Origin of the sequence: Pseudomonas sp. Mn2068 (genome assembly GCF_049319725.1) — a bacterium.
GTDB classification, from domain to species: Bacteria; Pseudomonadota; Gammaproteobacteria; order Pseudomonadales; family Pseudomonadaceae; genus Aquipseudomonas; species Aquipseudomonas gingeri.
In genome coordinates this window covers 310,724-337,340 of the sequence record NZ_JBMOUG010000003.1, presented here as the reverse complement: position 1 = coordinate 337,340, position 26,617 = coordinate 310,724, and the positions used below count along the sequence as shown (strand labels likewise).

The window sequence follows — 26,617 nt, the reverse complement described above, 5'->3', positions numbered from 1 at the left end:
CGGGAAAAGGTGTGATCAGCGGGCGTCGTGCAGATGATAGAGCGCATTGGCCAGTGCGATATCTTCCAGGCCGAGGCCAATGGAGCGGAAGAACACGTGCTGTGCGTACTGCGGGCGTGGAACCTGTCCACTGAGCAATTCGGCCAGGTCGCCGCGAATGCTCTCGACCTGCCAGTCGTGCTGCGTGCTGGCGATCAGCATTTCTCCCGCCGAGGCAGGCGTGGTCTGGCGGTAGTCGCAGTAGACCTGCATCTCGCCCAGGCAGTGCGGCGGGACTTCATGGGCGCGTGGCGCGTTGGTGCTGATGGAGGTGATCAGTGCTGGCTTGCCCAGGGCGCGCGGGTCGATGACCGGCGTGGCGGAGGAAGTGCAGAGCATGATGACATCGGCGTCATCCAGGGCCGCGTCGAGGCTGTCGGCGATTTCCAGGCTGGCTTCGATGCCGTGCAGGCGCCCCCGGGTCTCGGCAGCGAGGTTGGGTGAATACAGGCGGATGCCTTGCCATTCGCGCAGGTTCCTGGTGTAGCGCAGGTGCGCCTGGGCCACCGGGCCGCTGCCGATGATCGCCAGGCGGCTGGCGCTCGGTGGGGCCAGGGCATCCACGGCCACGGCGGTGGTTGCCGCGGTGCGCGCGGTGGTCAGTTCGCCGGCGTCGCAAAGCAGCAGTGGCTGGCCGCTGTCCATGGACATCAGCAGGGTCCAGGCCGTGACCAGCGGGCCTTGTTCGCGCACGATGTAGGGTGAGGTCTTGACGCCATAGACGCGCTCCTCGGCCAGCACCCCCAGGTAGTTGATGAAGTCGCCGTCGCCTTGTGGGAACCCGACCAGTTGCTGGGCGGGCTGCACCGCCTGCCCGGCCGCGAGGTCCCGAAACAGTTTGCGCATGATCTGCGGCACGTCGATTTGCTGCAGCAACTGATGAGCCTGCGGCTGGGCAATCACATAAGGTGTGGGGCTGGACATGCGAGGGGCTCCCTTGGCTTTTTGTTAAACTATTTTGTCCATTATGGACTTTTAGTTTAATTCGGCAATCGGCGAGCGAAAAAAAACGCCGCCCTGGAAAAGGCGGCGTTCTTGCGTGGCGCTGGCGGCGTGCGTCAAGGACGCTGGCGGACCACCGGGCGCAACAGTTCGGTTGGCGGGGTTTCGCAACTGATCTTGCGTCCCAGCAAGGCTTCGATCGAGGGCAACTGGTAGGAGTCGTCTTCCCCGGCGAAGCTGATGGACACGCCATCGGCTCCGGCACGACCGGTGCGGCCGATGCGGTGCACGTAGTCGTCCGGCACTTCCGGCAGGGTGAAGTTGATCACATGGCTGATGCCGTCGATATGGATCCCGCGACCGGCGACGTCGGTGGCGACGAGGACGCGGATCTTGCCTTCGCGGAAGCCTTCCAGGGTCTTGATGCGCTTGTGCTGCGGCACGTCGCCCGACAGCTGGGCGGCATTGACGCCGTCACGCACCAGGCGTTCCTCGATCCGGCGTACTTCGTCCTTGCGGTTGGCGAAGACCATGACCCGTTCCCAACCGTTGTCGGTGACCAGGTTGTACAGCAGCTTGTACTTGTCGGCACCGGCCACGGCATAGATATGCTGTTCGACGTTCTGGCTGGCGACGTTCTGCGATTCGATCTCGACGATCGCCGGGTCGGTGGTCCACTGCTTGGCGAGGTTCATCACGTCTTCGGTGAAGGTCGCGGAGAACAGCAGGGTCTGGCGTTCGCTTTTCGGCGGGGTCTGGCGAATGATCTGGCGGACCTGGGGGATGAAGCCCATGTCGAGCATGCGGTCGGCTTCGTCCAGCACCATCACCTCGACCATGTCCAGGTGCACTTCGCCGCGCTGGTTGAAGTCCAGCAGGCGGCCCGGGGTGGCGACGAGGATGTCGCAATGGCGGGCCTCGAGGTGCTTGAGCTGCTTGTCGAAGTCCATGCCACCGACGAATTGCATGACGTTGAGGCCGGTGTACTTGGTCAGGTCGGCGGCGTCCTTGGCGATCTGTACCACCAGTTCGCGGGTCGGCGCGATGATCAGTGCCCGCGGCTCGCCCATGTAGCGCTCTTTCGGCGGCGGGGTCTGCAGCAGCTGGGTGATGATCGAGATCAGGAACGCGGCGGTCTTGCCGGTACCGGTCTGGGCACGCCCGATGGCGTCCTTGCCGGCCAGGGTGTAGCCGAGCACCTGCGCCTGGATCGGCGTGCAATAGGGAAAGCCCAGGTCCTGGATGGCGTGCATCAGTTCCGGCGACAGCTTGAAGTCGTGGAAGCGGGTCTTGCCTTCCTGCGGCTCGACGACGAAGTCTTCGAGTTTCCACGGCAAGGGCTTGGGTTTCGGCGCTCGTTCACGGCGCGGTTGTTCGGCCCTGGGCTTTTCGCTGCGCGGCTTTTCGGCCTGCTCTGGCGCAACGGAAGGGGTTACCGGCTGGGCTTTCGGTTTGGCGGCAGGCTCGGCGCGCCCCGACGGTTGGCCGGCGGTGCGGCTGTCTGGGCTGGGGGTGGGAGCGCTGGGACCTGGTGCGAGCTGCTCAGCCTCGCTTTTACCGAATATTTTTTTGAGTGCTTTGAGCACGGTCATCTCATCAATTGGTTAAGGAATGTACGCCGGCCAGTGTAATGCAAGAATCGGGCGCGGCGTAGTGCGTTACGGCGATCAGCGCAAACGATCGGCCAGCCAGGTCCCGATGTCGTTGATTTCCTCAGGTAACACTTCGTGCCCCATTGGGTATTCCTGCCATGTCACGGTGACATCAAGGCGCTTCAGGTGCTCGTAGGCCGTGCGACCCATGGCGTTCTGCACCACCTCGTCGTAATGGCCGTGCAGGCAGTACACCGGAATCCGCTGCTGGCTGGCCGAAAGCTGCAGGCTGTCGCTGAAGGTCGGGGCGTAGGTCGACAGGGCGAGCACGCCACCCAGGGCGCCTTGCCATCTCAGGAAAGCGGTATGCAGGACCACGGCACCGCCCTGGGAGAAGCCGGCCAGGAAGATCCGCGCCGGGTCGATCCCCGCGGCCCGCTGGGCTTCGATCAATTCGATGACGGTGGCGGCCGAGGCTTCGAGCTCTTCGTGGCTGATGGAGCGGGCCGGGCTCATGGCCAGGATGTCGTACCAGCTGGGCATCGCGTAGCCGCCGTTGATCGTCACCGCGCGGGTCGGCGCCTGGGGCAGCACGAAGCGGGTGGTCAGCAGGCGTTCCTGCAGGGCCTCGGCCACGGGCAGGAAGTCATAGCGGTCCGCGCCCAGGCCGTGAAGCCAGATAACACAGGCGTCGGCGGGCTTGGCGGGGTGAATGATCAGGGGATCGGTCATGTCTGCTCCATTGGTGTGCGTGCGCTCCGATTGAGTGCGTTATTGCGGTGCACGGATGGTTGATCTATTAATAATATGTCGCAACTTTGAAAGTTTTTCGGTTGACCAATGGCTGAATCGCTTTAGCCACCACTATGGTACGGGCTTTGCTATGGGAGATTCGAGTGTGTGCTTTCTCCCCTGGCGGTAACACTATCAGGCTAACGCCAGCTGTGGGATAGCACGAATCCGGGTAACGGATTCAGATTGACGTTCGCCAATGGCCGGGAAGGCTTCGCGAACACACAGGGCGCAAGCCCACTCGGCCGATTGGTGAGCAATGAGTGCCCCTCGGGGGATTTTCCCCCACTAGACTCATGGCTCAAGTTCTTTGCCGCTTGACCCAAAAATAAGCCAACGCGGGTCAACAGCGCCTCATAAGGGTGCGGCAGGACTCTAGCTCCGACACAACAAGAGCAAACTGGAGGTTTGAATGAAGATGTTGAAATCCACCCTGGCAGTCGTGACTGCTGCAGCCGTTCTCGGTGTCAGCGGTTTCGCGCAAGCGGGCGCTACCCTCGATGCCGTACAGAAGAAGGGTTTCGTACAGTGCGGTGTGAGTGACGGTTTGCCAGGTTTCTCGGTGCCTGATGCCACCGGCAAGATCCTCGGTATCGATGCTGACGTCTGCCGTGCCGTTGCCGCCGCCGTATTCGGCGACGCGACCAAGGTCAAGTTCAGCCAGTTGAACGCCAAGGAGCGTTTCACCGCGCTGCAGTCCGGCGAAATCGACATCCTGTCGCGTAACACCACCATGACCAGTTCCCGTGACGCGGGCATGGGCCTGAAATTCCCTGGCTTCATCACTTACTACGACGGCGTGGGCTTCCTGGCCAACAACAAGCTGGGCGTGAAAAGTGCCAAGGAACTGGACGGCGCGACCATCTGTATTCAAGCCGGTACCACCACCGAGCTGAACGTTTCCGACTACTTCCGTGCCAACGGCCTGAAGTACACCCCGATCACCTTCGACACCTCCGACGAAAGCGCCAAGTCGCTGGAATCCGGTCGTTGCGACGTACTGACCTCCGACAAGTCCCAGCTGTTCGCCCAGCGCAGCAAGCTGGCTTCGCCGAAGGACTACGTGGTTCTGCCGGAAACCATTTCCAAGGAACCTCTGGGCCCGGTCGTGCGTAACGGCGACGACGAGTGGCTGGCCATCGTTCGTTGGGTCGGCTACGCGCTGCTCAACACCGAAGAAGCCGGTATCACTTCGAAGAACGTCGAAGCTGAAGCCAAGTCCACCAAGAACCCGGACGTTGCCCGTCTGCTGGGTGGCGACGGTGAATACGGCAAGGACCTGAAACTGCGCAAGGACTGGGTCGTCCAGATCGTCAAGCAGGTTGGTAACTACGGCGAAATCTTCGAGAAGAACCTCGGCAAGAGCACCCCGCTGGAAATCGACCGCGGCCTGAACGCTCTGTGGAACAACGGCGGCATTCAATACGCACCACCGGTGCGCTGATTGACCTATCGCCCGGCGGGCCAACCGCCGGGCGATGTTTCTGTTCCGTTTTTTCTGGGGCACTACATGCAAAATCAAGTCGGCGCACCAAAGCAGAGGCTCACCCTCAGCGATCCGCGAGTGCGCGCGTGGGTATTTCAGATCATCACGGTTGTCGCGGTGATCGCCTTGGGCTGGTACCTGTTTCACAACACCCAGACCAATCTGCAACACCGGGGTATCACTTCCGGTTTCGGTTTTCTCGAGCGTAGTGCCGGTTTCGGTATCGCTCAACACCTGATCGACTACACCGAGGCGGACAGCTATTCGCGCGTCTTCGTCATCGGTCTGCTCAACACCCTGCTGGTGACCTTTATCGGCGTGATCCTGGCGACCCTGCTGGGCTTCATCATCGGTGTCGCGCGGCTGTCGTCGAACTGGATCATCAACAAGCTGGCCACGGTGTATGTGGAGATATTCCGCAACATCCCGCCTCTGCTGCAGATCCTGTTCTGGTATTTCGCGGTGTTCCTGACCATGCCGGGGCCGCGCAACAGCCATAACTTCGGCGATACCTTCTTCGTCAGCAGCCGTGGCCTGAACATGCCGGCGGCCCGGGCTTCCGAAGGTTTCTGGCCGTTCGTGATCAGCATGGTGCTGGCCATCGTCGCGATCGTGTTCATGTCCCGCTGGGCGACCCGGCGCTTCGAAGAAACCGGTGTGCCGTTCCACAAGTTCTGGGCCGGCTTGGCGCTGTTCATTGTGATCCCATCGCTCTGCGCGCTGGTCTTCGGTGCTCCGCTGCACTGGGAAATGCCCAGGCTGCAAGGCTTCAACTTCGTCGGCGGCTGGGTGCTGATCCCTGAGCTGCTGGCACTGACCCTGGCCCTGACGGTGTACACCGCGGCGTTCATCGCCGAGATCGTGCGTTCCGGGATCAAGTCGGTCAGCCATGGCCAGACCGAGGCGGCGCGCTCCCTGGGCCTGCGCAACGGTCCGACCCTGCGCAAGGTGATCATTCCGCAGGCCCTGCGCGTGATTATTCCACCGCTGACCAGCCAATACCTGAACCTGGCGAAGAACTCGTCCCTGGCCGCCGGTATCGGTTATCCGGAAATGGTCTCGCTGTTTGCCGGTACGGTGCTGAACCAGACCGGGCAGGCCATCGAAGTCATTGCCATCACCATGAGCGTGTACCTGGCGATCAGTATCAGCATTTCCCTGCTGATGAACTGGTACAACAAGCGCATTGCGCTGATCGAGCGGTGAGGAAACGCCCATGAGTTCCCATACTTTCAAACCCGACATGCCACCGCCGGCCAAGGTCTTCGGCCCGATGGCGTGGATACGGGCGAACATGTTCTCCAGCTGGATCAACACGCTGCTGACCCTGTTCGCCTTCTACCTGATCTACCTGGTGGTGCCGCCGATCCTGCATTGGGCGATCCTGGACGCCAACTGGGTCGGTACCACCCGTGCCGACTGCACCAAGGACGGCGCCTGCTGGGTGTTCATCCAGCAGCGTTTCGGCCAGTTCATGTACGGCTACTACCCGCAGGAACTGCGCTGGCGCGTGGATTCGACCGTGTGGCTGGCGATCATCGGTGCCGCCCCGTTGTTCATCTCGCGCTTCCCGCGCAAGGCGATCTACGGCCTGAGCTTCCTGGTGGTGTTCCCGATCGTCGCCTATTTCCTGCTGCACGGCGGTTTCGGCCTGGAAAACGTGGCGACCAGCCAATGGGGCGGCCTGATGCTGACCCTGGTGATCGCCACCGTCGGTATCGCCGGCGCCTTGCCGCTAGGGATCCTGCTGGCACTCGGGCGTCGCTCGAACCTGCCGGCGATCCGGGTGATCTGCGTGACCTTCATCGAGTTCTGGCGCGGCGTGCCGTTGATCACCGTGCTGTTCATGTCCTCGGTGATGCTGCCGTTGTTCCTGCCCGAAGGCATGAACTTCGACAAGTTGCTGCGGGCCTTGATCGGCGTGATCCTGTTCCAGTCGGCCTATGTGGCCGAGGTGGTCCGGGGCGGGTTGCAGGCGATTCCGAAAGGCCAGTACGAGGCCGCGGCCGCGATGGGCCTGGGCTACTGGCGCAGCATGGGCCTGGTGATCCTGCCGCAAGCCCTGAAGCTGGTGATTCCCGGCATCGTCAACACGCTGATCGCGCTGTTCAAGGACACCAGCCTGGTGATCATCATCGGCCTGTTCGACCTGCTCAACAGCGTCAAACAAGCCGCCGCCGACCCGAAATGGCTGGGCATGGCCACCGAAGGCTACGTGTTCGCCGCCCTGGTGTTCTGGATTTTCTGTTTTGGTATGTCCCGCTATTCCATGCATTTGGAACGCAAGCTGGACACAGGCCACAAGCGCTGAGGCGCTACCTAATTTAGGAAGTTCTGTTATGAGTGAAGCGATCAAACAGCCTGTGAGTCCTGAAGGCATTATTCAGATGCAGGGCGTGAACAAGTGGTACGGCCAGTTCCACGTGCTCAAGGACATCAACCTGAACGTCAAGCAGGGCGAGCGTATCGTCCTGTGCGGTCCGTCCGGTTCGGGCAAGTCCACCACCATCCGCTGCCTCAACCGTCTGGAAGAGCACCAGCAGGGCCGCATCGTGGTCGATGGCGTGGAGCTGACCAACGACCTCAAGCAGATCGAAGCGATCCGCCGTGAAGTCGGCATGGTGTTCCAGCACTTCAACCTGTTCCCGCACCTGACCATCCTGCAGAACTGCACCCTGGCACCGATGTGGGTGCGCAAGATGCCCAAGCGCAAGGCGGAAGAGATCGCCATGCACTACCTGGAGCGCGTGCGTATCCCGGAGCAGGCCCACAAGTTCCCGGGTCAGCTGTCCGGTGGTCAGCAGCAGCGTGTGGCGATTGCCCGTGCCCTGTGCATGAAACCGAAGATCATGCTGTTCGACGAGCCGACCTCGGCTCTCGACCCGGAAATGGTCAAGGAAGTACTCGACACCATGATCGGCCTGGCCGAAGACGGCATGACCATGCTCTGCGTGACCCACGAAATGGGCTTCGCCCGCACCGTGGCCAATCGCGTGATCTTCATGGACAAGGGGGAAATCGTCGAACAGGCGGCGCCGAACGACTTCTTCGACAATCCGCAGAACGAGCGGACCAAGTTGTTCCTGAGCCAGATCCTGCATTGATCGACAGGCGCTGAATGAAAAGCCCGGACCTGGTCCGTGATGCTGTTCACTTAAGCATTTGAGTCCAATCCGGGGTTTCTAGAAAATCCGATACCAGTCCCCTGGTATCGGATTTTTTATGCCCATTCGGCAGCAATGGCTCGACCTCGGCGACATCTTCAACTTCTCTGAGCTGAGTACCTTGCCTCGTTATCGCTGGCAAGCCAGCTCCTACAGGGTTTGAGGCTGGGCGATAGTCCGTGGTGAGCCCCCATCCTGTGGGAGCGGGCTTGCCCGCGAAAGCGGCGGTGCGGCTGGCATCACTCGCCCTTGAGCTCAGCCGTTGATCTGGGATAGGCTATCTGTAAATTCATCCTATGATTGGATGTTAAGGTGGCTTCGATGTCTTCCAGTATTCCCCTGATCAAGCGTTCCCTGGTCGACCAGGCCCTGGAGCAGTTGCGCGAGCGCATCACCCTCGGCACCTGGGCCGTGGGCGAGCGTTTGCCGACCGAGCCGGAGCTGGCTGCCGAGCTGGGTATCAGTCGCAATACCATGCGCGAGGCCATGCGCGTGCTGGCGTTTTCCGGCTTGATCGAGATTCGCCAGGGTGACGGCAGCTACCTGCGGGCGACCACCGATCCGTTGGCGACCATGCAGGCGCTGTCGCGGTGTTCCCTGGATCAGGCCCGCGAGACGCGGCACAGTTTTGAAGTCGAAGCCGTTGGCCTGGCGGCCCTGCGCCGGACCGACGAGGATCTCAAAGGCCTGCGCGAGGCCCTGGCGACCAGCGGCGATCACTACCACGGCGACCTCGACAGCTACATCACCTGCGACCTGGTGTTTCACCAGCGCCTGATCGACGCCGCGCACAACCCGATGCTCAGCGAGCTGTATCGCTACTTTTCCAGTGTGATTGCCGGTGCCCTGCACCAGACGCTGGATATCACGCCACGTCGCCAGTCGGTGTTCGATCTGCATATCGCCCTGCTGGAGGCGGTCGAGCAGCGCGACCCGGAACGCGCCAAGGCCCTGTGCCGGACCTTGATCAATGAACCTTGAATCCGAGAGCCTCATGCCCCTTTCTGCTTCAACTACCTCGACATCCACGCCAGCCCAGTCGTCCGAGCTCGACAGGTTGCTGATCGACGCCGAAGCCGATGACGCCATCGTCCAGCAGGAGCAACCGCTGCTGCGCCGTCCCTGGTTGTTGCTGCTGGGGCTGGTGCTGGTGGCCTTGAACCTGCGCCCGGCGTTGTCGAGCATGGCGCCGATGCTCAGCGAGGTGTCCCGCAGCCTCGGCTTGTCGGCGGCCAAGGCCGGCTTGCTGACCACCTTGCCCGTGCTCTGCCTGGGGTTGTTTGCCCCCCTGGCGCCGTTGCTGGCGCGGCGTTTTGGCAGTGAGCGGGTGGTGCTGGGAATCCTGCTGACCCTGGCGGGTGGTCTGATCGTGCGCAGTTCCTTTGGCGAGTTCGGCCTGTTTGCCGGCAGCATCATGGCGGGCGCGAGTATCGGCGTCATCGGCGTGCTGTTGCCGGGAATCGTCAAGCGTGACTTTCCCAGGCAGGCGGGGACCATGACCGGGGTCTACACCATGGCCCTGTGCCTGGGCGCCGCGATGGCGGCAGGGGCGACGGTGCCGCTGAGCCAGCACCTGGGTAACAGTTGGTCGCTGGGCCTGGGCTTCTGGGTGATCCCGGCGCTGGTGGCGGCGTTGCTGTGGCTGCCACAGGTCGGCAACAAGCACGGTGCCCATCAGGCGGCGTACCGCGTGCGCGGCCTGTTGCGCGATCCGCTGGCCTGGCAGGTGACCCTGTACATGGGGCTGCAATCGTCCCTGGCCTACATTGTCTTCGGCTGGTTGCCTTCGGTGCTGATCGGCCGCGGCCTGACGGCTACCCAGGCGGGGATCGTGCTGTCCGGTTCGATCCTCGTGCAACTGGCCAGTTCACTGGCCGCGCCCTGGCTGGCTACCCGTGGCAAGGACCAGCGGCTGGCGATCCTGGTGGTCATGCTGCTGACCCTGGGCGGCCTGTTCGGTTGCCTGTATGCACCGCTCGACGGGCTCTGGGGCTGGGCGATCCTGCTGGGACTGGGGCAGGGCGGCACTTTCAGCCTGGCGCTGACCCTGATCGTGCTGCGTTCGCGCGATGCCCATGTGGCAGCGAACCTGTCGAGCATGGCCCAGGGCATCGGCTACACCCTGGCTTCCATGGGGCCGTTCGCGGTCGGCCTGGTGCATGACCTCACCGGCGACTGGCAGGCCCTGGGCTGGATCTTCGGCGTGATCGGTCTTGGCGCCATTGTCGCGGGGCTAGGCGCCGGTCGGGCGCGCTATGTGCAGGTCAACAGCGAAAAACTCTGAAGCACCTCGCACTGCGGGTATTCGGCCGGCGAATGCCGATGGTCAGGCGGGCATTTGCGGACTATCGTGCAGGCAATCTTTTGATCTGCACGGAGCCTGCCCATGAGTGATGCCCACAGCGCGTTGATTACCGAGTTCTACAAGGCTTTCCAGCGACTGGATGCCGAGGCGATGAGCGCCTGCTACACCGAGGACGTGCTGTTCAGTGATCCGGCCTTCGGCGAACTGCGCGGTCGTGACGCCGGTGATATGTGGCGCATGCTGACGACCCGGGCCAAGGACTTCAGCCTGGTCTTCGACAATGTTCGCGCCGATGAGCGCACCGGGGGCGCCCACTGGGTGGCGACGTACCTGTTCAGCCAGACCGGCAATATCGTGGTCAACGATATCCAGGCCCGCTTCGTGTTCCGCGATGGCAAGATCTGCGAGCACCACGATCATTTCGACCTGTGGCGCTGGGCCCGCCAGGCCCTGGGCACCAAAGGCCTGCTGCTGGGCTGGACGCCACTGGTGAAAAACGCCGTGCGTGCCCAGGCGCTCAAGGGCTTGAAGGTATTCCAGGCGAACCGCTGAGGTCTGCTAAGATTCCGGCCCCGTTGCCGCCAAGTCCCTTTGCCCCGTGAACACCCACCAAGCGCCGATTGCCGCCACTGAACCTGCCACACCGGCGGCCAAGCCCTGGTTCGTCTATCTGGTCCGGGCTGCCAACGGCTCGCTGTATTGCGGCATCAGCGACGATCCGCAACGGCGTTTTGCCTCGCACCAGAGCGGCAAGGGCGCGCGTTTCTTCCATTCGAGCCCGGCGGTGGCGCTGGTGTATATCGAGGCGTGCGGCGACAAGGGCGAGGCCCTGCGCCAGGAGCGCCTGATCAAGAAATTGCGCAAGAGCGCCAAGGAAAACCTGGCGGCGGGTTTCAGCCTGGAAGATTTTTCGGTCGGCCGAAAATGACAAGGGGCGCCTTTCGGTGCCCCATCACGAACAGGCTGGCGTGTCATTGATATCGCTGATAAGGCGACATCAGGCCATCCGGGTAGGCTGACCCCGATTTGCAGGCTAAGCTGCGGGCTCCTATCTGTCCGGCGGACTCCAGCATGCCTGAGTTGATTCTTCATCATTACGCAACTTCGCCCTTTGCCGAAAAGGCCCGGTTGTTGCTGGGGTTCAAGGGGCTGTCCTGGCGTTCGGTGACTATCCCGCCAGTAATGCCCAAGCCCGACCTGACGGCCTTGACCGGCGGTTATCGCAAGACGCCGGTGTTGCAGGTGGGCGCGGATATCTATTGCGACACCGCCTTGATCGCCCGTCGCCTCGAACAGGAAAAGGCCTCGCCGACCCTGTTCCCCGAAGGACGGGAAATGGTCGCGGCGACCTTCGCCGCCTGGGCCGATTCGGTGGTGTTCAAGCATGCCGTGAGCCTGGTGTTCCAGCCGGAATCGGCGGCGGTGCGCTTTGCCCGGCTTTCCCCGGAGCAGCTCAAGGGCTTCATGATCGATCGCGCCGGCCTGTTCAGCGGTGGTTCGGCCACCCGGGTATCCCTGGAAGAGGCCCGGCACCAGTGGCCGACCTTCATGGCGCGCCTGGAACAGCAGCTGCAGCGTGAAGAGGGCGACTTCCTGTTTGGCCAGCCCTCCATCGCCGATATCGCGATGGCCCATCCGCTATGGTTCCTCAAGGCCACGCCGGTCACTTCACCGCTGGTGGACGAATACCCGGCCGTATCGGCCTGGCTCGCCCGGGTCCTGGGGTTCGGGCATGGCGCCGCGAATGTCATGAGCGCCGAGGAGGCGTTGCAGGTCGCGCGCGAGGCCACGCCGGCCGATCTTCCCGATGAAGTCTTCAACGACCCGAATGGTTTCAAGGCCGGCCAGCGGGTGGTGATCGCGGCGACGGATTATGGTGTTGATCCGGTGGCCGGCGAGTTGCTGTTTGCGGGCAGCGAGGAACTGATCCTGCGACGTGTGGATGAACGCGCGGGCGTGGTGCATGTGCACTTTCCGCGGCTCGGCTTCAGGATCGAAGCGCTACGGGATTGAAAACACCGTCCCCCTGTAGGAGCCGGCTTGCCGGCGATGAGGCCCATGAGTCTCGCATCGATCTTGCGGCCGCCATCGCCGGCAAGCCGGCTCCTACAATGGGAATGCGTCCGGCTGGCTATTGCAGGGCGGCGATGATCGCCTCCGGCTGATACCCGCGGATCAGGGTGCCGTTGACATCCAGTATCGGAATACCCCCGCCACCCAGGGCTTCATAGGCCTTGCGCGCCTCGGCGTTCTTCTCGATATCGAACTCCCTGTAGGGAATGCCCTTCTGGTCGAGAAAACGCCGGGTCAGCTTGCAGTAGCCGCACCAGTCGGTGGCATAGAGAGTCACCCGGGCCCTGGCCTGGGTCTGTTCGGAGACCACCGAACCGGGCTTGAACACCCGCTCGATCTTGCCCCAGTTCTGATAGGCCACGACCACCAGCAGGATCAGCAGGAACTTCTTCAACATGCCATTGAGCACGGTTCAGTCCTTGCGGCGCTTGAGCTGATCGGTGAGCTGGGTCGGCAGGCCCTTGATGATCAGGGTCCCGGCTTCCTCGTCATATTCGATCTTCGAGCCCAGCAGGTGCGCTTCGAAGCTGATGGACAGCCCTTCGGCCCGACCGGTGAAGCGGCGGAACTGGTTCAGGGTGCGTTTGTCGGCGGGGATTTCCGGCGACAGGCCATAGTCCTTGTTGCGGATATGTTCGTAGAACGCCCGCGGGCGGTCTTCGTCGATCAACCCGGACAGCTCTTCCAGGCCCATGGGTTCGCCCATCTTGGCCTGGCTGCTGGCGTAGTCCACCAGGGTCTTGGTTTTCTCGCGGGCATCGTCTTCGGGCAGGTCCTCGCTTTCGACGAAGTCACTGAAGGCCTTGAGCAGGGTGCGGGTCTCACCCGGGCCGTCGACCCCTTCCTGGCAGCCGATGAAGTCGCGGAAGTACTCCGAGACCTTCTTGCCGTTCTTGCCCTTGATAAAGGAAATGTACTGCTTGGATTGCTTGTTGTTCTGCCACTCGGAGATGTTGATGCGCGCGGCCAGGTGCAACTGGGCCAGGTCCAGGTGCCGGGACGGGGTGACGTCCAGCTCGGCATTCACCGCCACGCCCTCGCTGTGGTGCAGCAGGGCGATGGCCAGGTAATCGGTCATGCCTTGCTGGTAGTGGGCGAACAGGACGTGGCCGCCGACCGAGAGGTTGGACTCTTCCATCAGCTTCTGCAGGTGTTCCACGGCCACGCGGCTGAACGCGGTAAAATCCTTGCCGCCGTCCAGGTACTCTTTCAGCCAGCCGCTGAAAGGATGCGCGCCGGACTCGGCGTGGAAAAAGCCCCAGGCCTTGCCCTGCTTGGCGTTATAGCTTTCATTGAGGTCGGCCAGCATGTGCTCGATGGCCTGGGACTCGCTCAGTTCCGAATCGCGGGCGTGGAGTACGGCTGGCGTGCCATCGGGTTTCTTGTCGATCAGGTGGACGATACAGTGACGGATCGGCATGGGTTTCTCGGCTGATTGTCAGGGGGAAGAGCGGCTCCCCGGAAAAGCTGCCAGTGTACCGTAGACGCGGACCGAATCAGCGTTTGCGGGGTCAAACTTGGCCGATCGGCGGTTTCTGGCAGTTTTTTTTCGAAAACGAGCGCAAAAGCTGACCAAATGGCTAGGTAGAGGCGGATATTTCCCCGTCTCTGTGCTAGTTTTGCCCCCGTCTTGCGCACAGTAAGGGCGCAAAGCGTGCATTCAGCAGGTGTCAGGTCGAACCAAACCCCGTTTTTGCTATCTACATCCGCGATCCGTCGTGGTTTATCAGCGGGGTGTCAGGTCCACAAGACTTGGCTCGACGGCTGACACTGCACTCTGCAATCCAAATGAATTTGATAGGGAAGGAACATCTCAATGGCTTTGACTAAAGACCAACTGATCGCCGACATCGCTGAAGCTATCGACGCGCCGAAAACCACCGCTCGCGCTGCCTTGGACCAACTGGGCCAGATCGTTGCCGATCAACTGGAAAACGGCGGCGAAATCACCCTGCCAGGTATCGGCAAGCTGAAAGTGACCGAGCGTCCTGCCCGTACTGGCCGCAACCCATCGACTGGCGCTGCCATCGAAATCGCTGCCAAGAAAGTTATCAAGCTCGTTGTGGCCAAAGGCCTGACTGACGCTGTTAACAAGTAAGACGCAGTGCGACCGTGCCTCGGAGCGATCCGGGCACGGTTTTTTTCGCCTGGTGAAAGCCTCAGGCGCGGGCCGCGCTCCAGTGCCGTTGCGCCCAGGCCTGTTGCTGGGCCTGGCTGTGGAACGTCCAGGCGACGAAACGGCTCTGCTTCTGGCCCTGGGACATCTCCACCACCCTGCTCTCCAGGGCGCCGGCTTTTTTCAGGGCCGCTTCGATGGCCGGCAGGTTCGAGGCCTTCGACACCAGGGTGCTGAACCACAGCACCTGGCTCGCCAGTGGCGGGCTTTCGCTGATCAGTTGGGTCACGAAGCGCACTTCGCCCCCCTCACACCATAATTCCGCCGCCTGACCGCCGAAATTCAGGACGGGCAGCTTGCGCTTGGGGTCGGCCTTGCCCAGGGCGCGCCATTTGCGCCGGCTGCCGCTTTGGGCTTCATCCAGGGACGCATGGAACGGCGGATTGCACAGGGTCAGGTCAAAATGCTCGGTACTGTCCAGCAGGCCGCTGAGGATGTGCTTCGGGTTGTCTTGCTGGCGCAGGGTGATGGCCTTGTTCAGGCCGTTGGCCTGGACGATGGCCTTGGCCGCGGCCAGGGCGGTCTTGTCGATATCCGAGCCGAGAAACTGCCAGCGATAGTCGCCATGGCCGATCAACGGATAGATGCAGTTGGCGCCGACGCCGATATCCAGCACGCGCACGGCCGCGCCACGGGGAATGTTGCCCTGGTTGCTTTCGGCCAGCAGGTCGGCGAGAAAGTGCACGTAGTCGGCTCGCCCCGGCACTGGCGGACAGAGGAAGTCGGCCGGAATGTCCCAGTGCTGGATACCGTAGAAGGCCTTGAGCAGCGCCCGGTTGAACACGCGCACCGCAGCCGGGTCGGCGAAGTCGATGCTTTCCTTGCCATAGGGGTTGAGGATCACGAACTGGCCCAGTTCGGGGCAGCCCTTGATCAGTTGCGGGAAGTCATAGCGGCCCTGGTGACGGTTGCGTGGGTGCAGGCTGGCTTTCTCGCGAGGCTCGACGCTCTTGGCCGGGGTGGCGGGCTTGGGCTTCTTGCGCGGGGCTTTGGGTTTGCTCGGGGCGTTCATGGCGGGATCGATTCGGGTAGGGCTTGGAGTGACGGGCATTGTCCCATATTCCCCGACGCTGGCGCGCAGGGCATTGTGGCGGACACGCTCCAGTGCCGATCTTCTGTCTTGAGCGCGACATAACCCGGTAGGCGCCGGCTTGTCGGCGATGGCGTCCGATCAGGCGGCGCCAGGCCCGCGGGCCTTATCGCCAGCAAGCCGGCTCCTGCAAGGTTTCGGGGCGCTTGTGAGGATGCGCCGGGCATGAAAAAGGGAGACCCGAGGGCCTCCCTTTTTCAGTCAGGCGTCACGCTTACAGGCTGGCGATCCGTGCATGCTGCTCGGCCAGCTTGCCCAGGGCCTGTTCGGCCTCGGCCAGCTTGGCGCGCTCTTTCTCGATGACTTCGGCTGGAGCCTTGTCGACGAACGCGGCATTGGACAGCTTGCCGCCGACCCGTTGCACTTCACCCTGCAGGCGCTGGATTTCCTTGTCCAGGCGCGCCAGTTCGGCGCCCTTGTCGATCAGTCCGGCCATCGGCACCAGCACTTCCATCTCGCCCACCAGGGCGGTGGCGGACAGCGGTGCCTCGTCGCCGGCAGCCAGCACGGTGATCGATTCGAGTTTCGCGAGCTTTTTCAGCAACTGCTCGTTCTCGCTCAGGCGACGCTGATCCTGCTCGTTGACGTTCTTCAGGAACAACGCCAATGGCTTGCCCGGGCCGATATTCATCTCGGCGCGGATGTTGCGCACGCCGAGCATCAGGCCCTTGAGCCATTCGATATCGTCTTCGGCAACCGCGTCGATCCGCGCTTCGTTCGCCACCGGCCATGGTTGCAGCATGATGGTCTTGCCTTGCGCCCCGACCAGCGGCGCCAGGCGCTGCCAGATTTCCTCGGTGATGAACGGCATGAACGGATGCGCCAGGCGCAGGGCCACTTCCAGCACGCGCACCAGGGTGCGTCGGGTGCCGCGATGGCGTTCGATCGGTGCGTTCTCGTCCCACAGGACCGGCTTGGACAGTTCCAGGTACCAGTCGCAGTACTGGTTCCAGATGAACTCGTAGAGGGCCTGGGCCGCGAGGTCGAAGCGGAACTGGTCGAGCTGGCGGGTCACTTCGGCTTCGGTGCGCTGCAACTGCGAGATGATCCAGCGATCAGCCAGGGACAGCTCGTAGGCTTCGCCGTTCTGGCCGCAGTCTTCGCCCTTGTCCAGCACATAACGCGCGGCGTTCCAGATCTTGTTGCAGAAGTTGCGATAGCCTTCGACGCGGCCCATGTCGAACTTGATGTCGCGACCGGTGGAAGCCAGCGAGCAGAAGGTGAAGCGCAGGGCGTCGGTGCCGTAGCTGGCGATACCTTCGGCGAATTCGGCGCGGGTCTGCTTCTCGATGGCCTTCTGCAATTTGGGCTGCATCAGGCCGGTGGTGCGTTTCTGCACCAGGGCTTCGAGCTCGATACCGTCGATGATGTCCAGCGGATCGAGGACGTTGCCCTTGGACTTGGACATCTTCTGGCCCTGGCCATCACGCACCAGGCCGTGGACGTAGACAGTCTTGAACGGGACCTGCGGGGTGCCGTCCTCGTTCTTCACCAGGTGCATGGTCAGCATGATCATCCGGGCGACCCAGAAGAAAATGATGTCGAAACCGGTTACCAGCACATCGGTGGGGTGGAAGGTCTTGAGGAAGTCGGTCTGCTCCGGCCAGCCCAGGGTGGAGAAGGTCCACAGGCCCGAACTGAACCAGGTGTCGAGGACGTCGTTGTCCTGTTGCAGCGCAACGTCCGGGCCGAGGTTGTGCTTGGCCCGTACTTCGGCTTCGTCACGACCGACATAGACCTTGCCCGACTCGTCGTACCAGGCCGGAATGCGGTGGCCCCACCACAGCTGGCGGCTGATGCACCAGTCCTGGATATCGCGCATCCAGGAGAAGTACATGTTTTCGTACTGCTTGGGCACGAAGGCGATGCGACCGTCTTCCACGGCGGCAATGGCCGGTTCGGCCAGCGGCTTGGTCGACACGTACCACTGGTCGGTCAGCCACGGCTCGATGATGGTGCCCGAACGGTCGCCCTTCGGCACTTTCAGGGCATGGTCATCGACGCTGACCAGCAGGCCCGCGGCATCGAAATCGGCAACGATCTGCTTGCGCGCCTCGAAACGGTCGAGGCCGGCGTATTGCGCCGGGATCTTGCCGTCGATGCTGTCGTTCAGCGTGCCGTCGAGGTTGAACACCTGGCATGCCGGCAGGACAGAGGCGTTCTTGTCGAAGATGTTCAGCAGCGGCAGGTTGTGGCGCTTGCCGACTTCATAGTCGTTGAAGTCGTGGGCCGGGGTGATCTTCACGCAGCCGGTGCCGAATTCGGGATCGCAATAATCGTCGGCGATGATCGGAATGCGGCGGCCGACCAGCGGCAGCTCGACGAACTTGCCGATCAGGGCCTTGTAGCGTTCGTCTTCCGGGTTGACCGCGACGGCGGCGTCGCCAAGCATGGTTTCCGGACGAGTGGTTGCGACGATCAGGTAGTCCAGGCCTTCGGCGGTCTTGGCGCCATCAGCCAGCGGGTAGCGCAGGTTCCACAGGAAACCCTTTTCGTCGTGGTTTTCCACTTCGAGGTCGGAAATCGCCGTGTGCAGCTTGGTGTCCCAGTTGACCAGGCGCTTGCCGCGGTAGATCAGGCCGTCTTCGTGCAGGCGCACGAAGGCTTCCTTGACCGCTTCGGAAAGGCCGTCATCCATGGTGAAGCGCTCGCGGCTCCAGTCCACGGACGAGCCCAGGCGGCGGATCTGGCGGCTGATATTGCCACCGGATTGGTCCTTCCACTCCCACACCTTTTCGAGAAACTTCTCGCGTCCCAGGTCATGCCGGTTCTGGCCCTGGGCTTCGAGCTGGCGCTCCACCAGCATCTGGGTGGCGATCCCCGCGTGGTCGGTGCCCGGCTGCCACAGGGTATTGCGACCCTGCATGCGGCGGAAACGGATCAGGGCATCCATGATCGCGTTGTTGAAGCCGTGGCCCATGTGCAGGCTGCCGGTGACGTTCGGCGGCGGGATCATGATGGTGTACGAGTCGCCCGCGCCTTGCGGGGCGAAGTAGTTCTCGGACTCCCAGGTCTGGTACCAGGAAGTTTCAATGGCGTGCGGCTGGTAGGTCTTATCCATGCGCGGCGGGACCCTTAGGCGTTAATTCAGGAAAGCCGGCAAGTATAACGGGGATATGGCGCGGGGCGTAGAGCGAGGTGAGGGCCCGGGGGACAAATATGCCCGCTGGCGCGCTATTTTGCGCTGAAACGCGGTCTTGTGTGGGAGCGTCGTGTCAGGAAGGATACTGGCTCAGCAGGCGCTCCATCCGGGCATCCAGGCGGCGCTTGATCTCGGTTTCGATATGCGGGGCGAAGTCGTCGATCACGTCCTGCATGATCAGTTGCGCGGCGGCGCGCAATTCGCTGTCCAGGTGCAGCAGGGCGTCCTGGTTGCCGGGCCTGGCCGGTTCCGGCTTCGCTTCGGCGATCGGTGCCGGCGCGGGTGCCGGTTCGGCCGCGACTGGCGGCGCGACCTCGGGGACTGGCTCGACCTCGGCCTTTTTACCCACCATGTCGAACAGCAGGGGAATCTGCCCTTCGCTGGCGACGGTTTCGGTCAGCAGCGGTGGCTGCAGGGTGTCGTCGCCGAGCAACTTGCGGATCGATTCCAGCTCATCGAGTAGGGGGGCAGCTTTTTGTGGTTGTTTTGGAGTGTCCATCGGGGTGCTCAAAGTCGCTGTAGACGGTGATCTTGCAGAGGATATCCCTGTTCGCGGTAGAAGCGGAAACTCTCCCGCGCCGCCTGGCGGATCGCCGGGTCTTCCACCACCACTTCCGCCACGCGGGCAAAGCGCGAGGCAAAGGGCGGGACTTTCAAGTCCAGGTTCACCAGCAGGTCCTGATGAGGGCCGGGGTCTTCGCCCAGTCCCAGGACTACGCTGCCCTCGGGTTCGCTTTCCGCGGGGCCGTGGGGAACGAAGCTCTCGCCCTTGAAGCGCCACAGGCGGGCGTCCAGCTCATCGCGCTGGCCGGCATCGCTGCAGTGCAGATAGACCTTGTGCCCCAGGCGCCAGGCCTTTTCGGTCAGCTTGCAGGCGAAATCCAGCCGGGCTGAAGGATCAGGGCTGGGCAGAATATAGAAATCGACTTGGGTCATAGAGGTTCCTGAGCCACGGCGCCCTGCTCAGCGGAGGAGGGCGCCCTGGTCGCCGGCGTCAGGCCTTGGCGCGATCCAGCAGGTATTGGGTCAGCAGGGGCACCGGACGGCCGGTGGCGCCCTTGTCCTTGCCGCCGCTGGTCCAGGCGGTGCCGGCGATGTCCAGGTGGGCCCAGTTGAGGTTCTTGGTGAAGCGCGACAGGAAGCAGGCGGCGGTGATGGTGCCGGCCTTCGGCCCGCCGATGTTGGCGATGTCGGCGAACGGGCTGTCCAGTTGCTCCTGGTACTCATCGAACAGCGGCAGTTGCCAGGCGCGGTCGTCGGCCTGGCGGCCGGCGTTCAGCAGTTGCTCGATCAGCTCGTCGTTGTTGCCCAGCAGGCCCGAGGTGTGCGAGCCGAGGGCGACGATGCAGGCGCCGGTCAGGGTGGCGATATCGATCACCGCCTGGGGCTTGAAGCGTTCGGCGTAGGTCAGGGCGTCGCACAGCACCAGGCGGCCTTCGGCGTCGGTGTTGAGGATTTCCACGGTCTGGCCGCTCAGGGTGGTGACGATGTCGCCCGGACGGGTCGCGCCGCCGCTCGGCATGTTCTCGGCACAGGCCAGGATGCACACCAGGTTGATCGGCAGCTTCAGTTCCAGCACGGCCTGCAGCGTACCGAAGACACTGGCGGCACCGCCCATGTCGTACTTCATTTCATCCATGCCGGCGCCCGGCTTGAGGCTGATACCGCCGGTGTCGAAGGTGATGCCCTTGCCGACCAGGGCGAACGGCTTCTCGGATTTCTTGCCGCCGTTGTACTGCATGACGATCAGTCGTGGTGGCTGGTCGCTGCCCTGGCCCACGGCGTAGAACGAGCCCATGCCCAGTTCCTTGATCTTCTTCTCGTCGAAGATCTCGACCTTCAGGCCCTTGTGGGTCTTGCCCAGGTTCTTGGCCTGCTCGGCGAGGTAGCTCGGGTGGCAGATGTTCGGCGGGGTGTTGCCCAGGTCGCGGGTGAATGCCATGCCGTTGGCGATGGCCTTGGCGTGGGTCACGGCGCGTTCGACTTCGGCTTGCGCGGCCTTGATGGTGACCAGGGTGACTTTCTTCAGGGCACGCGGCTCGGCTTTCTGGCTCTTGTAGGCGTCGAAGCTGTACTCGCCATCCAGCAGGCTTTCCGCCAGCAGGCGGGTCTTGCCATAGCTGTCGCGACCCTTGACCACCAGCTCGTCGAGGGCGAGCACGGCATCGCTGCCACCCAGGCCCTTGAGGGTGCCGAGGATGCCGGCGACGGTCTTGCGGAACGGCCGGTCGCCCAGCTCGGCGTCCTTGCCCACGCCCACCAGCAGCACGCGCTCGGCCTTCAGGTTCGGCAGGCTCTGCAACAGCAGGCTCTGGCCGACCTTGCCGGCCAGGTCGCCGCGCTTGAGGATGGCACTGATGGCGCCGCCAGTCAGTTCATCGACTTTCTGCGCGGCAGTACCGAGCTTGCGGCCTTCGCCGACAGCGAGTACCAGGGTGGCGGTTTTCAACGTTTCTGGGCTAACGCTTTTTACAACCAGTTCCATGTCTGGGTCCCTGAATAAAGGTCAGTGGGCGCGAAGCGAGGCTCTGCGCTGGGCGGCTTGGCAACGCGGTGGCGTGCAAGCGACAAAGGCGGCAGTTTGAACCTCGCCGCCCGCCGCTGACAACCCTGCGTTGCAGCTTTGCGTGCGTGGTTGAGCGTGCGCAGTGACAGGGGCGGCCAATCACAGGATAATGCGCCATCTTTTTAGACGGCTCTTGATGAGCTGACTCTATATGCTTGCTTGTTCGGCCGCCTTAGTTAGCCTGACAACCCTGGAGTGTCTGGTTTGATCGTCTTTCGTTATCTGTCTCGCGAAGTCCTGGTTACATTGAGTGCCGTCAGCGCCGTGCTGCTGGTGATCACCATGAGCGGGCGCTTCGTCAAATTCCTCGCCCAGGCCGCTTCGGGCGCCCTGGATCCGGGGGCGCTGTTCCTGATCATGGGCTTCCGCCTGCCCGGTTTCCTGCAGTTGATCCTGCCCTTGGGCCTGTTTCTCGGGATTCTGCTGGCCTACGGCCGGTTGTATCTGGAAAGCGAGATGACCGTGCTGTCCGCCACCGGCATGAGCCAGCAACGCCTGCTCGGCATGACGATGGCACCGGCCCTGCTGGTGGCCCTGCTGGTGGCCTGGTTGAGCCTGAGCCTGGCCCCCCAGGGCGCCTACCAGTTCCAGTTGGTGCTCAACAAGCAGGATGCCCTGACCGAATTCGACACCCTGGAGCCGGGGCGCTTCCAGGCGCTGAACGATGGATCGCGGATCACCTACACCGAGAAACTGTCGGATGACCGCACCCAGCTGGGCGGCGTGTTCATTTCCGAGAAACGTCTCGGCCAGGACAAGAAGGACCGTGGCATCTCGGTGCTGGTCGCCGATCACGGGCGCCTGGAAGTCAAGCCTGACGGCAACCGCTACCTGATTCTCGAGAATGGCTACCGCTATGACGGCAGCCCGGGACAGGCGGACTATCGGGCTATCAAATATGACACCTACGGCGTGCAGATGGAGAAACCCGAAATCAGCAACGAGGTGACCGACCGTGACGCCCTCGCGACCCGCGATCTGTGGGGCAGCAGCGAGCGCAAGTCGATTGCCGAGCTGCAATGGCGCCTGTCCCTGCCGCTGCTGGTCTTTATCGTGACGCTCATGGCGGTGCCGCTGTCGCGGGTCAACCCGCGTCAGGGCCGTTTCCTCAAGCTGTTGCCGGCGATCCTGCTGTACATGGCGTACCTGACCATGCTGATTTCCGCCCGCGGTTCGCTGGAGAAGGGCCACCTGTCGCCGCTGCTCGGCTTGTGGTGGGTGCACGGGTTGTTCCTGGTGATCGGCCTGGGGCTGCTGTATTGGGAACCGTTGCGTTTGAAGCTGGCGAGTCGCCGCGACATGAAGGAGATGGCTCGTGGTTAAGCTCGACCGCTACATCGGCAGTACCGTATTCCTGGCGATCCTGGCGGTGCTCGGGATCATCCTGGGCCTGGCCTCGCTGTTCGCCTTTATCGACGAGATGGGCAATGTCAGCGACACCTACACCTGGGGCGATATCCTCAGCTTCGTGGTGCTGACGGCGCCTCGTCGCGTCTATGACATGTTGCCGATGGCCGGCCTGATCGGCTGCCTGATCGGCCTGGGCAGCCTGGCGAGCAACAGCGAACTGACCATCATGCGCGCGGCCGGCGTCTCCATCGGACGCATCGTCTGGGCGGTGATGAAACCGATGCTGGTGCTGATGATCGTCGGCGTGCTGGTCGGCGAGTATGTCGCGCCGGTCACCGAGAGCCAGGCCCAGGCCAACCGGGCGCTGGCCCAGGGTTCGGGCGATGCGCAGAGCTCCAAGCACGGCCTGTGGCACCGCCAGGGCGACGAATTCATCCATATCAACGCCGTGCAACCCAACGGCCTGCTCTATGGGGTGACCCGTTATCATTTCGACGAGCAGCGGCATCTGCTGTCGTCGAGCTTCGCCAGGCAGGCTCGCTTCGACAAGGATCACTGGAACCTGACGGATGTCACCACCACCTATTTCCGTGGCGATCACACCGAGGTCATCAACAGTCCGGAGGAGCTGTGGGGCGTGTCCCTCAGCCCGAATCTGCTGAGCACCGTGGTGATGGTGCCCGAAGCGCTGTCCATCAGCGGCCTGTGGGGCTACATCCATTACCTGGCGGACCAGGGGCTGGCCAATGGCCGTTACTGGTTGGCGTTCTGGGTCAAGATCCTGCAACCGCTGGTCACCGCCGCGCTGGTGCTGATGGCCATCTCGTTCATCTTCGGCCCCTTGCGTTCGGTGACCCTCGGCCAGCGGGTGTTCACCGGCGTACTGGTGGGCTTCACCTTCCGTATCGCCCAGGACCTGCTGGGGCCGTCGAGCCTGGTGTTCGGCTTTTCGCCGCTGCTCGCGGTGCTGGTGCCGGCGGGGATCTGTGCGATTGCCGGGCTCTGGCTGCTGCGTCGAGCGGGATAAGGGCGGCAAACACGCCTGGGTAACCCCGAAAAAAAGCCCCTGCCGACCAGCCGGGGCTTTTTTGTGCCGGTCGCCTTGCCTGTGAACGTGACGCCTAGGTCGCGCATCAGGTACAATTCCCGGCTATTTTTCGGCGGGCAGTCTGCCTGCAACCTTTTTGAGTGTTGACCCGTGAGTGATTTGAGTCATATCCGCAATTTCTCCATCATCGCCCACATTGACCATGGCAAGTCGACTCTGGCCGATCGCTTCATCCAGATGTGCGGCGGCCTTGCCGAACGCGAGATGGAAGCGCAGGTGCTGGATTCCATGGACCTCGAGCGCGAGCGCGGGATCACCATCAAGGCCCATAGCGTCACCTTGTACTACAAGGCCAAAGACGGCATCACCTATCAGCTGAACTTCATCGATACCCCGGGCCACGTCGACTTCACCTACGAAGTCAGCCGTTCCCTGGCGGCCTGTGAAGGTGCGCTGCTGGTGGTCGACGCCGGCCAGGGCGTCGAGGCCCAGTCGGTTGCCAACTGCTACACGGCGATCGAGCAGGGCCTGGAAGTCATGCCGGTGCTGAACAAGATCGACCTGCCGCAGGCCGAGCCGGAGCGGGTGAAGGAAGAGATCGAGAAGATCATCGGTATCGATGCCACCGACGCCGTCACCTGCAGCGCCAAGACCGGCCTGGGTGTCGATGAGGTGCTCGAGCGCCTGGTCGCCACCATTCCCGCGCCGACCGGCAATATCGAAGATCCGCTGCAGGCGTTGATCATCGACTCCTGGTTCGACAACTACCTGGGCGTCGTGTCCCTGGTGCGCGTGCGCCACGGCCGCGTGAAGAAGGGCGACAAGATCCTGGTCAAGTCCACCGGCAAGATGCACCTGGTGGACAGCGTCGGCGTGTTCAACCCCAAGCACACCGCCACCGTCGACCTGAAGGCCGGCGAAGTGGGCTTTATCATCGCCGGTATCAAGGACATCCACGGTGCGCCGGTGGGTGACACCCTGACCCTGAGCACCACCCCCGATGTCGACGTGCTGCCGGGCTTCAAACGCATCCAGCCGCAGGTCTACGCCGGCCTGTTCCCGGTCAGTTCCGACGATTTCGAAGACTTCCGCGAAGCCCTGCAAAAGCTCACGCTGAACGACTCCTCGCTGCAGTACACCCCGGAAAGTTCCGATGCCCTGGGCTTCGGCTTCCGTTGCGGGTTCCTCGGCATGCTGCACATGGAGATCATCCAGGAGCGCCTGGAGCGCGAGTACGACCTGGACCTGATCACCACGGCGCCGACGGTAATCTTCGAGCTCAAGCTCAAGAACGGCGAGACCATCTACGTCGACAACCCGTCCAAGCTGCCGGACCTGTCCGCCATCGAGGACATGCGCGAGCCGATCGTGCGGGCCAATATCCTGGTACCGCAGGAGCACCTGGGCAACGTCATTACACTGTGCATCGAAAAACGCGGGATCCAGCACGACATGCTGTTCCTCGGTTCCCAGGTGCAGGTGACCTACGACCTGCCGATGAACGAAGTGGTCCTGGACTTCTTCGATCGCCTGAAATCCACCAGCCGTGGCTATGCTTCGCTGGATTATCACTTCGATCGCTACCAGTCAGCTAATCTGGTCAAGCTGGATGTACTGATCAACGGTGAGAAGGTCGACGCCCTGGCGTTGATCGTGCATCGTGACAACGCGCACTACAAAGGGCGTGCGTTGACCGAGAAGATGAAAGAACTGATTCCTCGTCAGATGTTCGACGTTGCCATCCAGGCCGCCATTGGCGGGCAGATCGTGGCGCGGACAACCGTCAAGGCGCTCAGAAAGAACGTACTGGCCAAATGCTACGGTGGTGACGTTAGCCGTAAGCGCAAGCTGTTGGAAAAGCAGAAGGCCGGTAAGAAACGCATGAAGCAAGTAGGCAACGTGGAAATCCCACAGGAAGCCTTCCTTGCGGTGCTCAGGTTGGATAGTTAGGTCCTATGTCACTAAATTTCCCGCTGTTGCTGGTCATCGCCGTCGCCGTCTGCGGTCTGTTGGCGTTGCTCGATCTGGTCTTTCTGGCGCCACGCCGACGTGCGGCAATCTCCACCTACCAGGGCAGCGTCTCGCAGCCCGAGGCAGAAGTGGTCGAGAAGCTGAACAAGGAGCCTTTGCTGGTTGAATACGGCAAATCCTTCTTCCCGGTGCTGTTCATCGTGCTGGTACTGCGGTCGTTTCTGGTCGAGCCGTTCCAGATTCCGTCCGGCTCGATGAAGCCGACCCTGGATGTCGGTGATTTCATCCTGGTGAACAAGTTTTCCTACGGGATCCGTTTGCCGGTGATCGACAAGAAAGTGATCCCGGTCGGTGATCCGCAGCGCGGCGATGTGATGGTGTTTCGCTACCCGAGCGATCCGAACGTCAACTACATCAAGCGTGTAGTCGGTCTGCCGGGCGATGTGGTGCGTTACACCAGTGACAAGAAGCTGTTCGTCAACGGCGAGTCCGTGGCCGAGCAACTGGTGGGCAACGAACCGGGCATGCTCGGCAGCGCCGAACTCTACAAAGAGAAGCTGGGCGCCGCCGAACACCTGATCCGCAAGGAGATGGGCCGTTATCGCGCGCCGCCTGACCACGAATGGAAAGTGCCGGCCGGGCACTACTTCATGATGGGCGACAACCGCGACAACTCCAATGACAGTCGCTACTGGGATGACCCCAGTATTCCCAAGGAACTGCTGGGCATGGTTCCCGACGAGAATATCGTCGGCAAGGCCTTCGCGGTCTGGATGAGCTGGCCTGATCCGAAATTCAGCCACCTGCCGAATTTCTCGCGGGTCGGCCTGATCAAGTAACCCAAGCGGCGCTGTTGAACACAGCGCCGAATGCTTTTCAGG

The 26,617-nt window shown here is 62.5% G+C and carries 24 protein-coding genes; 14 read left to right on the top strand and 10 right to left on the bottom strand.

What is annotated here, in order from left to right:
• Nucleotides 1–15: 15 nt before the first annotated feature.
• The 3 genes from ACL9RJ_RS09495 to ACL9RJ_RS09485 all read right to left on the bottom strand — a co-directional run bounded on the left by ACL9RJ_RS09495 (nt 16) and on the right by ACL9RJ_RS09485 (nt 3,305).
• A complete protein-coding gene (locus tag ACL9RJ_RS09495) occupies nt 16–963 on the bottom strand; it encodes an ornithine cyclodeaminase family protein (RefSeq protein ID WP_422765169.1) in 948 nt (315 codons plus the stop codon).
• A 134-nt stretch (nt 964–1,097) separates the two neighbouring features.
• On the bottom strand, nt 1,098–2,573 hold the full coding sequence (gene rhlB / locus ACL9RJ_RS09490) for an ATP-dependent RNA helicase RhlB (protein WP_177085615.1): 1,476 nt from the start codon (nt 2,571–2,573) through the stop codon (nt 1,098–1,100).
• 75 nt (nt 2,574–2,648) lie between these two features.
• Nucleotides 2,649–3,305, bottom strand: a complete 657-nt coding sequence (locus tag ACL9RJ_RS09485) for an alpha/beta hydrolase (RefSeq protein ID WP_177085617.1) — start codon at nt 3,303–3,305, stop codon at nt 2,649–2,651.
• A gap of 472 nt (nt 3,306–3,777) precedes the next feature.
• Between ACL9RJ_RS09485 and ACL9RJ_RS09480 the strand changes: the two genes are divergently transcribed.
• The 9 genes from ACL9RJ_RS09480 to ACL9RJ_RS09440 all read left to right on the top strand — a co-directional run bounded on the left by ACL9RJ_RS09480 (nt 3,778) and on the right by ACL9RJ_RS09440 (nt 12,333).
• A complete protein-coding gene (locus tag ACL9RJ_RS09480) occupies nt 3,778–4,809 on the top strand; it encodes an amino acid ABC transporter substrate-binding protein (RefSeq protein WP_017124100.1) in 1,032 nt (343 codons plus the stop codon).
• Nucleotides 4,810–4,875: 66 nt separating this feature from the next.
• Nucleotides 4,876–6,057 (top strand): amino acid ABC transporter permease, encoded by a 1,182-nt coding sequence (locus ACL9RJ_RS09475; protein ID WP_422765168.1) that lies wholly within the window; start codon nt 4,876–4,878, stop codon nt 6,055–6,057.
• A gap of 10 nt (nt 6,058–6,067) precedes the next feature.
• Nucleotides 6,068–7,162, top strand: a complete 1,095-nt coding sequence (locus ACL9RJ_RS09470; protein ID WP_177085621.1) for an amino acid ABC transporter permease — start codon at nt 6,068–6,070, stop codon at nt 7,160–7,162.
• Nucleotides 7,163–7,190: 28 nt separating this feature from the next.
• Nucleotides 7,191–7,955 (top strand): amino acid ABC transporter ATP-binding protein, encoded by a 765-nt coding sequence (locus ACL9RJ_RS09465; protein WP_010444394.1) that lies wholly within the window; start codon nt 7,191–7,193, stop codon nt 7,953–7,955.
• Nucleotides 7,956–8,336: 381 nt separating this feature from the next.
• Nucleotides 8,337–8,996: a FadR/GntR family transcriptional regulator gene (locus tag ACL9RJ_RS09460; protein ID WP_017124097.1), complete on the top strand. Its 660-nt coding sequence runs from the start codon at nt 8,337–8,339 to the stop codon at nt 8,994–8,996.
• A complete protein-coding gene (locus ACL9RJ_RS09455; RefSeq protein ID WP_178989646.1) occupies nt 8,986–10,299 on the top strand; it encodes a CynX/NimT family MFS transporter in 1,314 nt (437 codons plus the stop codon). Before ACL9RJ_RS09460 ends, ACL9RJ_RS09455 begins: the two co-directional genes overlap by 11 nt.
• Nucleotides 10,300–10,401: 102 nt before the next feature.
• Nucleotides 10,402–10,872: a nuclear transport factor 2 family protein gene (locus ACL9RJ_RS09450; protein WP_422765167.1), complete on the top strand. Its 471-nt coding sequence runs from the start codon at nt 10,402–10,404 to the stop codon at nt 10,870–10,872.
• 46 nt (nt 10,873–10,918) lie between these two features.
• Entirely contained in the window at nt 10,919–11,248 is a 330-nt protein-coding gene (locus ACL9RJ_RS09445; RefSeq protein ID WP_017124094.1) for a GIY-YIG nuclease family protein, read from the top strand.
• 143 nt (nt 11,249–11,391) lie between these two features.
• A complete protein-coding gene (locus ACL9RJ_RS09440) occupies nt 11,392–12,333 on the top strand; it encodes a glutathione S-transferase family protein (RefSeq protein WP_177116401.1) in 942 nt (313 codons plus the stop codon).
• 118 nt (nt 12,334–12,451) lie between these two features.
• Here the strand turns inward: ACL9RJ_RS09440 and ACL9RJ_RS09435 are convergent, their stop codons facing one another.
• Both ACL9RJ_RS09435 and yejK read right to left on the bottom strand, forming a co-directional pair.
• The gene (locus ACL9RJ_RS09435) at nt 12,452–12,802 is read right to left on the bottom strand and encodes a glutaredoxin family protein (protein WP_422765166.1); all 351 of its coding nucleotides are present in this window, start codon (nt 12,800–12,802) and stop codon (nt 12,452–12,454) included.
• A 3-nt stretch (nt 12,803–12,805) separates the two neighbouring features.
• Complete coding sequence (yejK, locus tag ACL9RJ_RS09430) at nt 12,806–13,813, bottom strand: nucleoid-associated protein YejK (protein WP_017124091.1); 1,008 nt, start codon at nt 13,811–13,813, stop codon at nt 12,806–12,808.
• A gap of 396 nt (nt 13,814–14,209) precedes the next feature.
• Here yejK and ACL9RJ_RS09425 point away from each other — a divergent pair, with 396 nt between their 5' ends.
• On the top strand, nt 14,210–14,491 hold the full coding sequence (locus ACL9RJ_RS09425) for an HU family DNA-binding protein (RefSeq protein WP_005785131.1): 282 nt from the start codon (nt 14,210–14,212) through the stop codon (nt 14,489–14,491).
• Nucleotides 14,492–14,552: 61 nt separating this feature from the next.
• Here the strand turns inward: ACL9RJ_RS09425 and rlmF are convergent, their stop codons facing one another.
• The 5 genes from rlmF to ACL9RJ_RS09400 all read right to left on the bottom strand — a co-directional run bounded on the left by rlmF (nt 14,553) and on the right by ACL9RJ_RS09400 (nt 21,286).
• Nucleotides 14,553–15,581, bottom strand: coding sequence for a 23S rRNA (adenine(1618)-N(6))-methyltransferase RlmF (gene rlmF, locus ACL9RJ_RS09420; protein WP_177106887.1), 1,029 nt, complete (start codon nt 15,579–15,581; stop codon nt 14,553–14,555).
• Between the two features lie 292 nt (nt 15,582–15,873).
• Nucleotides 15,874–18,720 (bottom strand): valine--tRNA ligase, encoded by a 2,847-nt coding sequence (locus tag ACL9RJ_RS09415; RefSeq protein ID WP_422765165.1) that lies wholly within the window; start codon nt 18,718–18,720, stop codon nt 15,874–15,876.
• Between the two features lie 154 nt (nt 18,721–18,874).
• Nucleotides 18,875–19,300, bottom strand: a complete 426-nt coding sequence (locus tag ACL9RJ_RS09410) for a DNA polymerase III subunit chi (RefSeq protein WP_422765164.1) — start codon at nt 19,298–19,300, stop codon at nt 18,875–18,877.
• 8 nt (nt 19,301–19,308) lie between these two features.
• The gene (locus tag ACL9RJ_RS09405) at nt 19,309–19,737 is read right to left on the bottom strand and encodes a DNA polymerase III subunit chi (protein ID WP_017124087.1); all 429 of its coding nucleotides are present in this window, start codon (nt 19,735–19,737) and stop codon (nt 19,309–19,311) included.
• A 58-nt stretch (nt 19,738–19,795) separates the two neighbouring features.
• Nucleotides 19,796–21,286 carry a leucyl aminopeptidase gene (locus tag ACL9RJ_RS09400; RefSeq protein WP_177085633.1) on the bottom strand — a complete coding sequence of 497 codons (1,491 nt, stop codon included), beginning with the start codon at nt 21,284–21,286 and terminating at the stop codon, nt 19,796–19,798.
• A gap of 285 nt (nt 21,287–21,571) precedes the next feature.
• Here ACL9RJ_RS09400 and lptF point away from each other — a divergent pair, with 285 nt between their 5' ends.
• The 4 genes from lptF (at nt 21,572) to lepB (ending at nt 26,575) form a co-directional block, all read left to right on the top strand.
• On the top strand, nt 21,572–22,690 hold the full coding sequence (gene lptF, locus ACL9RJ_RS09395; RefSeq protein ID WP_177106884.1) for an LPS export ABC transporter permease LptF: 1,119 nt from the start codon (nt 21,572–21,574) through the stop codon (nt 22,688–22,690).
• The gene (gene lptG, locus ACL9RJ_RS09390) at nt 22,683–23,744 is read left to right on the top strand and encodes an LPS export ABC transporter permease LptG (protein ID WP_017124084.1); all 1,062 of its coding nucleotides are present in this window, start codon (nt 22,683–22,685) and stop codon (nt 23,742–23,744) included. Before lptF ends, lptG begins: the two co-directional genes overlap by 8 nt.
• Before the next feature lie 171 nt (nt 23,745–23,915).
• Nucleotides 23,916–25,715: a translation elongation factor 4 gene (lepA, locus tag ACL9RJ_RS09385; RefSeq protein ID WP_042934511.1), complete on the top strand. Its 1,800-nt coding sequence runs from the start codon at nt 23,916–23,918 to the stop codon at nt 25,713–25,715.
• Nucleotides 25,716–25,720: 5 nt separating this feature from the next.
• A complete protein-coding gene (gene lepB, locus ACL9RJ_RS09380; protein WP_017124082.1) occupies nt 25,721–26,575 on the top strand; it encodes a signal peptidase I in 855 nt (284 codons plus the stop codon).
• The last annotated feature ends 42 nt before the right edge of the window (nt 26,576–26,617 follow it).

Excerpts from the sequence above, each read along its gene's own strand:
- ACL9RJ_RS09465 (WP_010444394.1), top strand. The coding sequence starts at position 7,191 with ATGAGTGAAGCGATCAAACAGCCTGTGAGTCCTGAAGGCATTATTCAG.
- ACL9RJ_RS09470 (WP_177085621.1), top strand. The coding sequence starts at position 6,068 with ATGAGTTCCCATACTTTCAAACCCGACATGCCACCGCCGGCCAAGGTC.
- ACL9RJ_RS09455 (WP_178989646.1), top strand. The coding sequence starts at position 8,986 with ATGAACCTTGAATCCGAGAGCCTCATGCCCCTTTCTGCTTCAACTACC.
- ACL9RJ_RS09475 (WP_422765168.1), top strand. The coding sequence starts at position 4,876 with ATGCAAAATCAAGTCGGCGCACCAAAGCAGAGGCTCACCCTCAGCGAT.
- ACL9RJ_RS09415 (WP_422765165.1), bottom strand. The coding sequence starts at position 18,720 with ATGGATAAGACCTACCAGCCGCACGCCATTGAAACTTCCTGGTACCAG.
- ACL9RJ_RS09460 (WP_017124097.1), top strand. The coding sequence starts at position 8,337 with ATGTCTTCCAGTATTCCCCTGATCAAGCGTTCCCTGGTCGACCAGGCC.
- ACL9RJ_RS09425 (WP_005785131.1), top strand. The coding sequence starts at position 14,210 with ATGGCTTTGACTAAAGACCAACTGATCGCCGACATCGCTGAAGCTATC.
- ACL9RJ_RS09440 (WP_177116401.1), top strand. The coding sequence starts at position 11,392 with ATGCCTGAGTTGATTCTTCATCATTACGCAACTTCGCCCTTTGCCGAA.
- ACL9RJ_RS09450 (WP_422765167.1), top strand. The coding sequence starts at position 10,402 with ATGAGTGATGCCCACAGCGCGTTGATTACCGAGTTCTACAAGGCTTTC.
- ACL9RJ_RS09410 (WP_422765164.1), bottom strand. The coding sequence starts at position 19,300 with ATGGACACTCCAAAACAACCACAAAAAGCTGCCCCCCTACTCGATGAG.
- ACL9RJ_RS09495 (WP_422765169.1), bottom strand. The coding sequence starts at position 963 with ATGTCCAGCCCCACACCTTATGTGATTGCCCAGCCGCAGGCTCATCAG.
- rhlB (WP_177085615.1), bottom strand. The coding sequence starts at position 2,573 with ATGACCGTGCTCAAAGCACTCAAAAAAATATTCGGTAAAAGCGAGGCT.
- yejK (WP_017124091.1), bottom strand. The coding sequence starts at position 13,813 with ATGCCGATCCGTCACTGTATCGTCCACCTGATCGACAAGAAACCCGAT.
- ACL9RJ_RS09485 (WP_177085617.1), bottom strand. The coding sequence starts at position 3,305 with ATGACCGATCCCCTGATCATTCACCCCGCCAAGCCCGCCGACGCCTGT.
- lepB (WP_017124082.1), top strand. The coding sequence starts at position 25,721 with ATGTCACTAAATTTCCCGCTGTTGCTGGTCATCGCCGTCGCCGTCTGC.
- ACL9RJ_RS09400 (WP_177085633.1), bottom strand. The coding sequence starts at position 21,286 with ATGGAACTGGTTGTAAAAAGCGTTAGCCCAGAAACGTTGAAAACCGCC.
- rlmF (WP_177106887.1), bottom strand. The coding sequence starts at position 15,581 with ATGAACGCCCCGAGCAAACCCAAAGCCCCGCGCAAGAAGCCCAAGCCC.
- ACL9RJ_RS09480 (WP_017124100.1), top strand. The coding sequence starts at position 3,778 with ATGAAGATGTTGAAATCCACCCTGGCAGTCGTGACTGCTGCAGCCGTT.
- ACL9RJ_RS09405 (WP_017124087.1), bottom strand. The coding sequence starts at position 19,737 with ATGACCCAAGTCGATTTCTATATTCTGCCCAGCCCTGATCCTTCAGCC.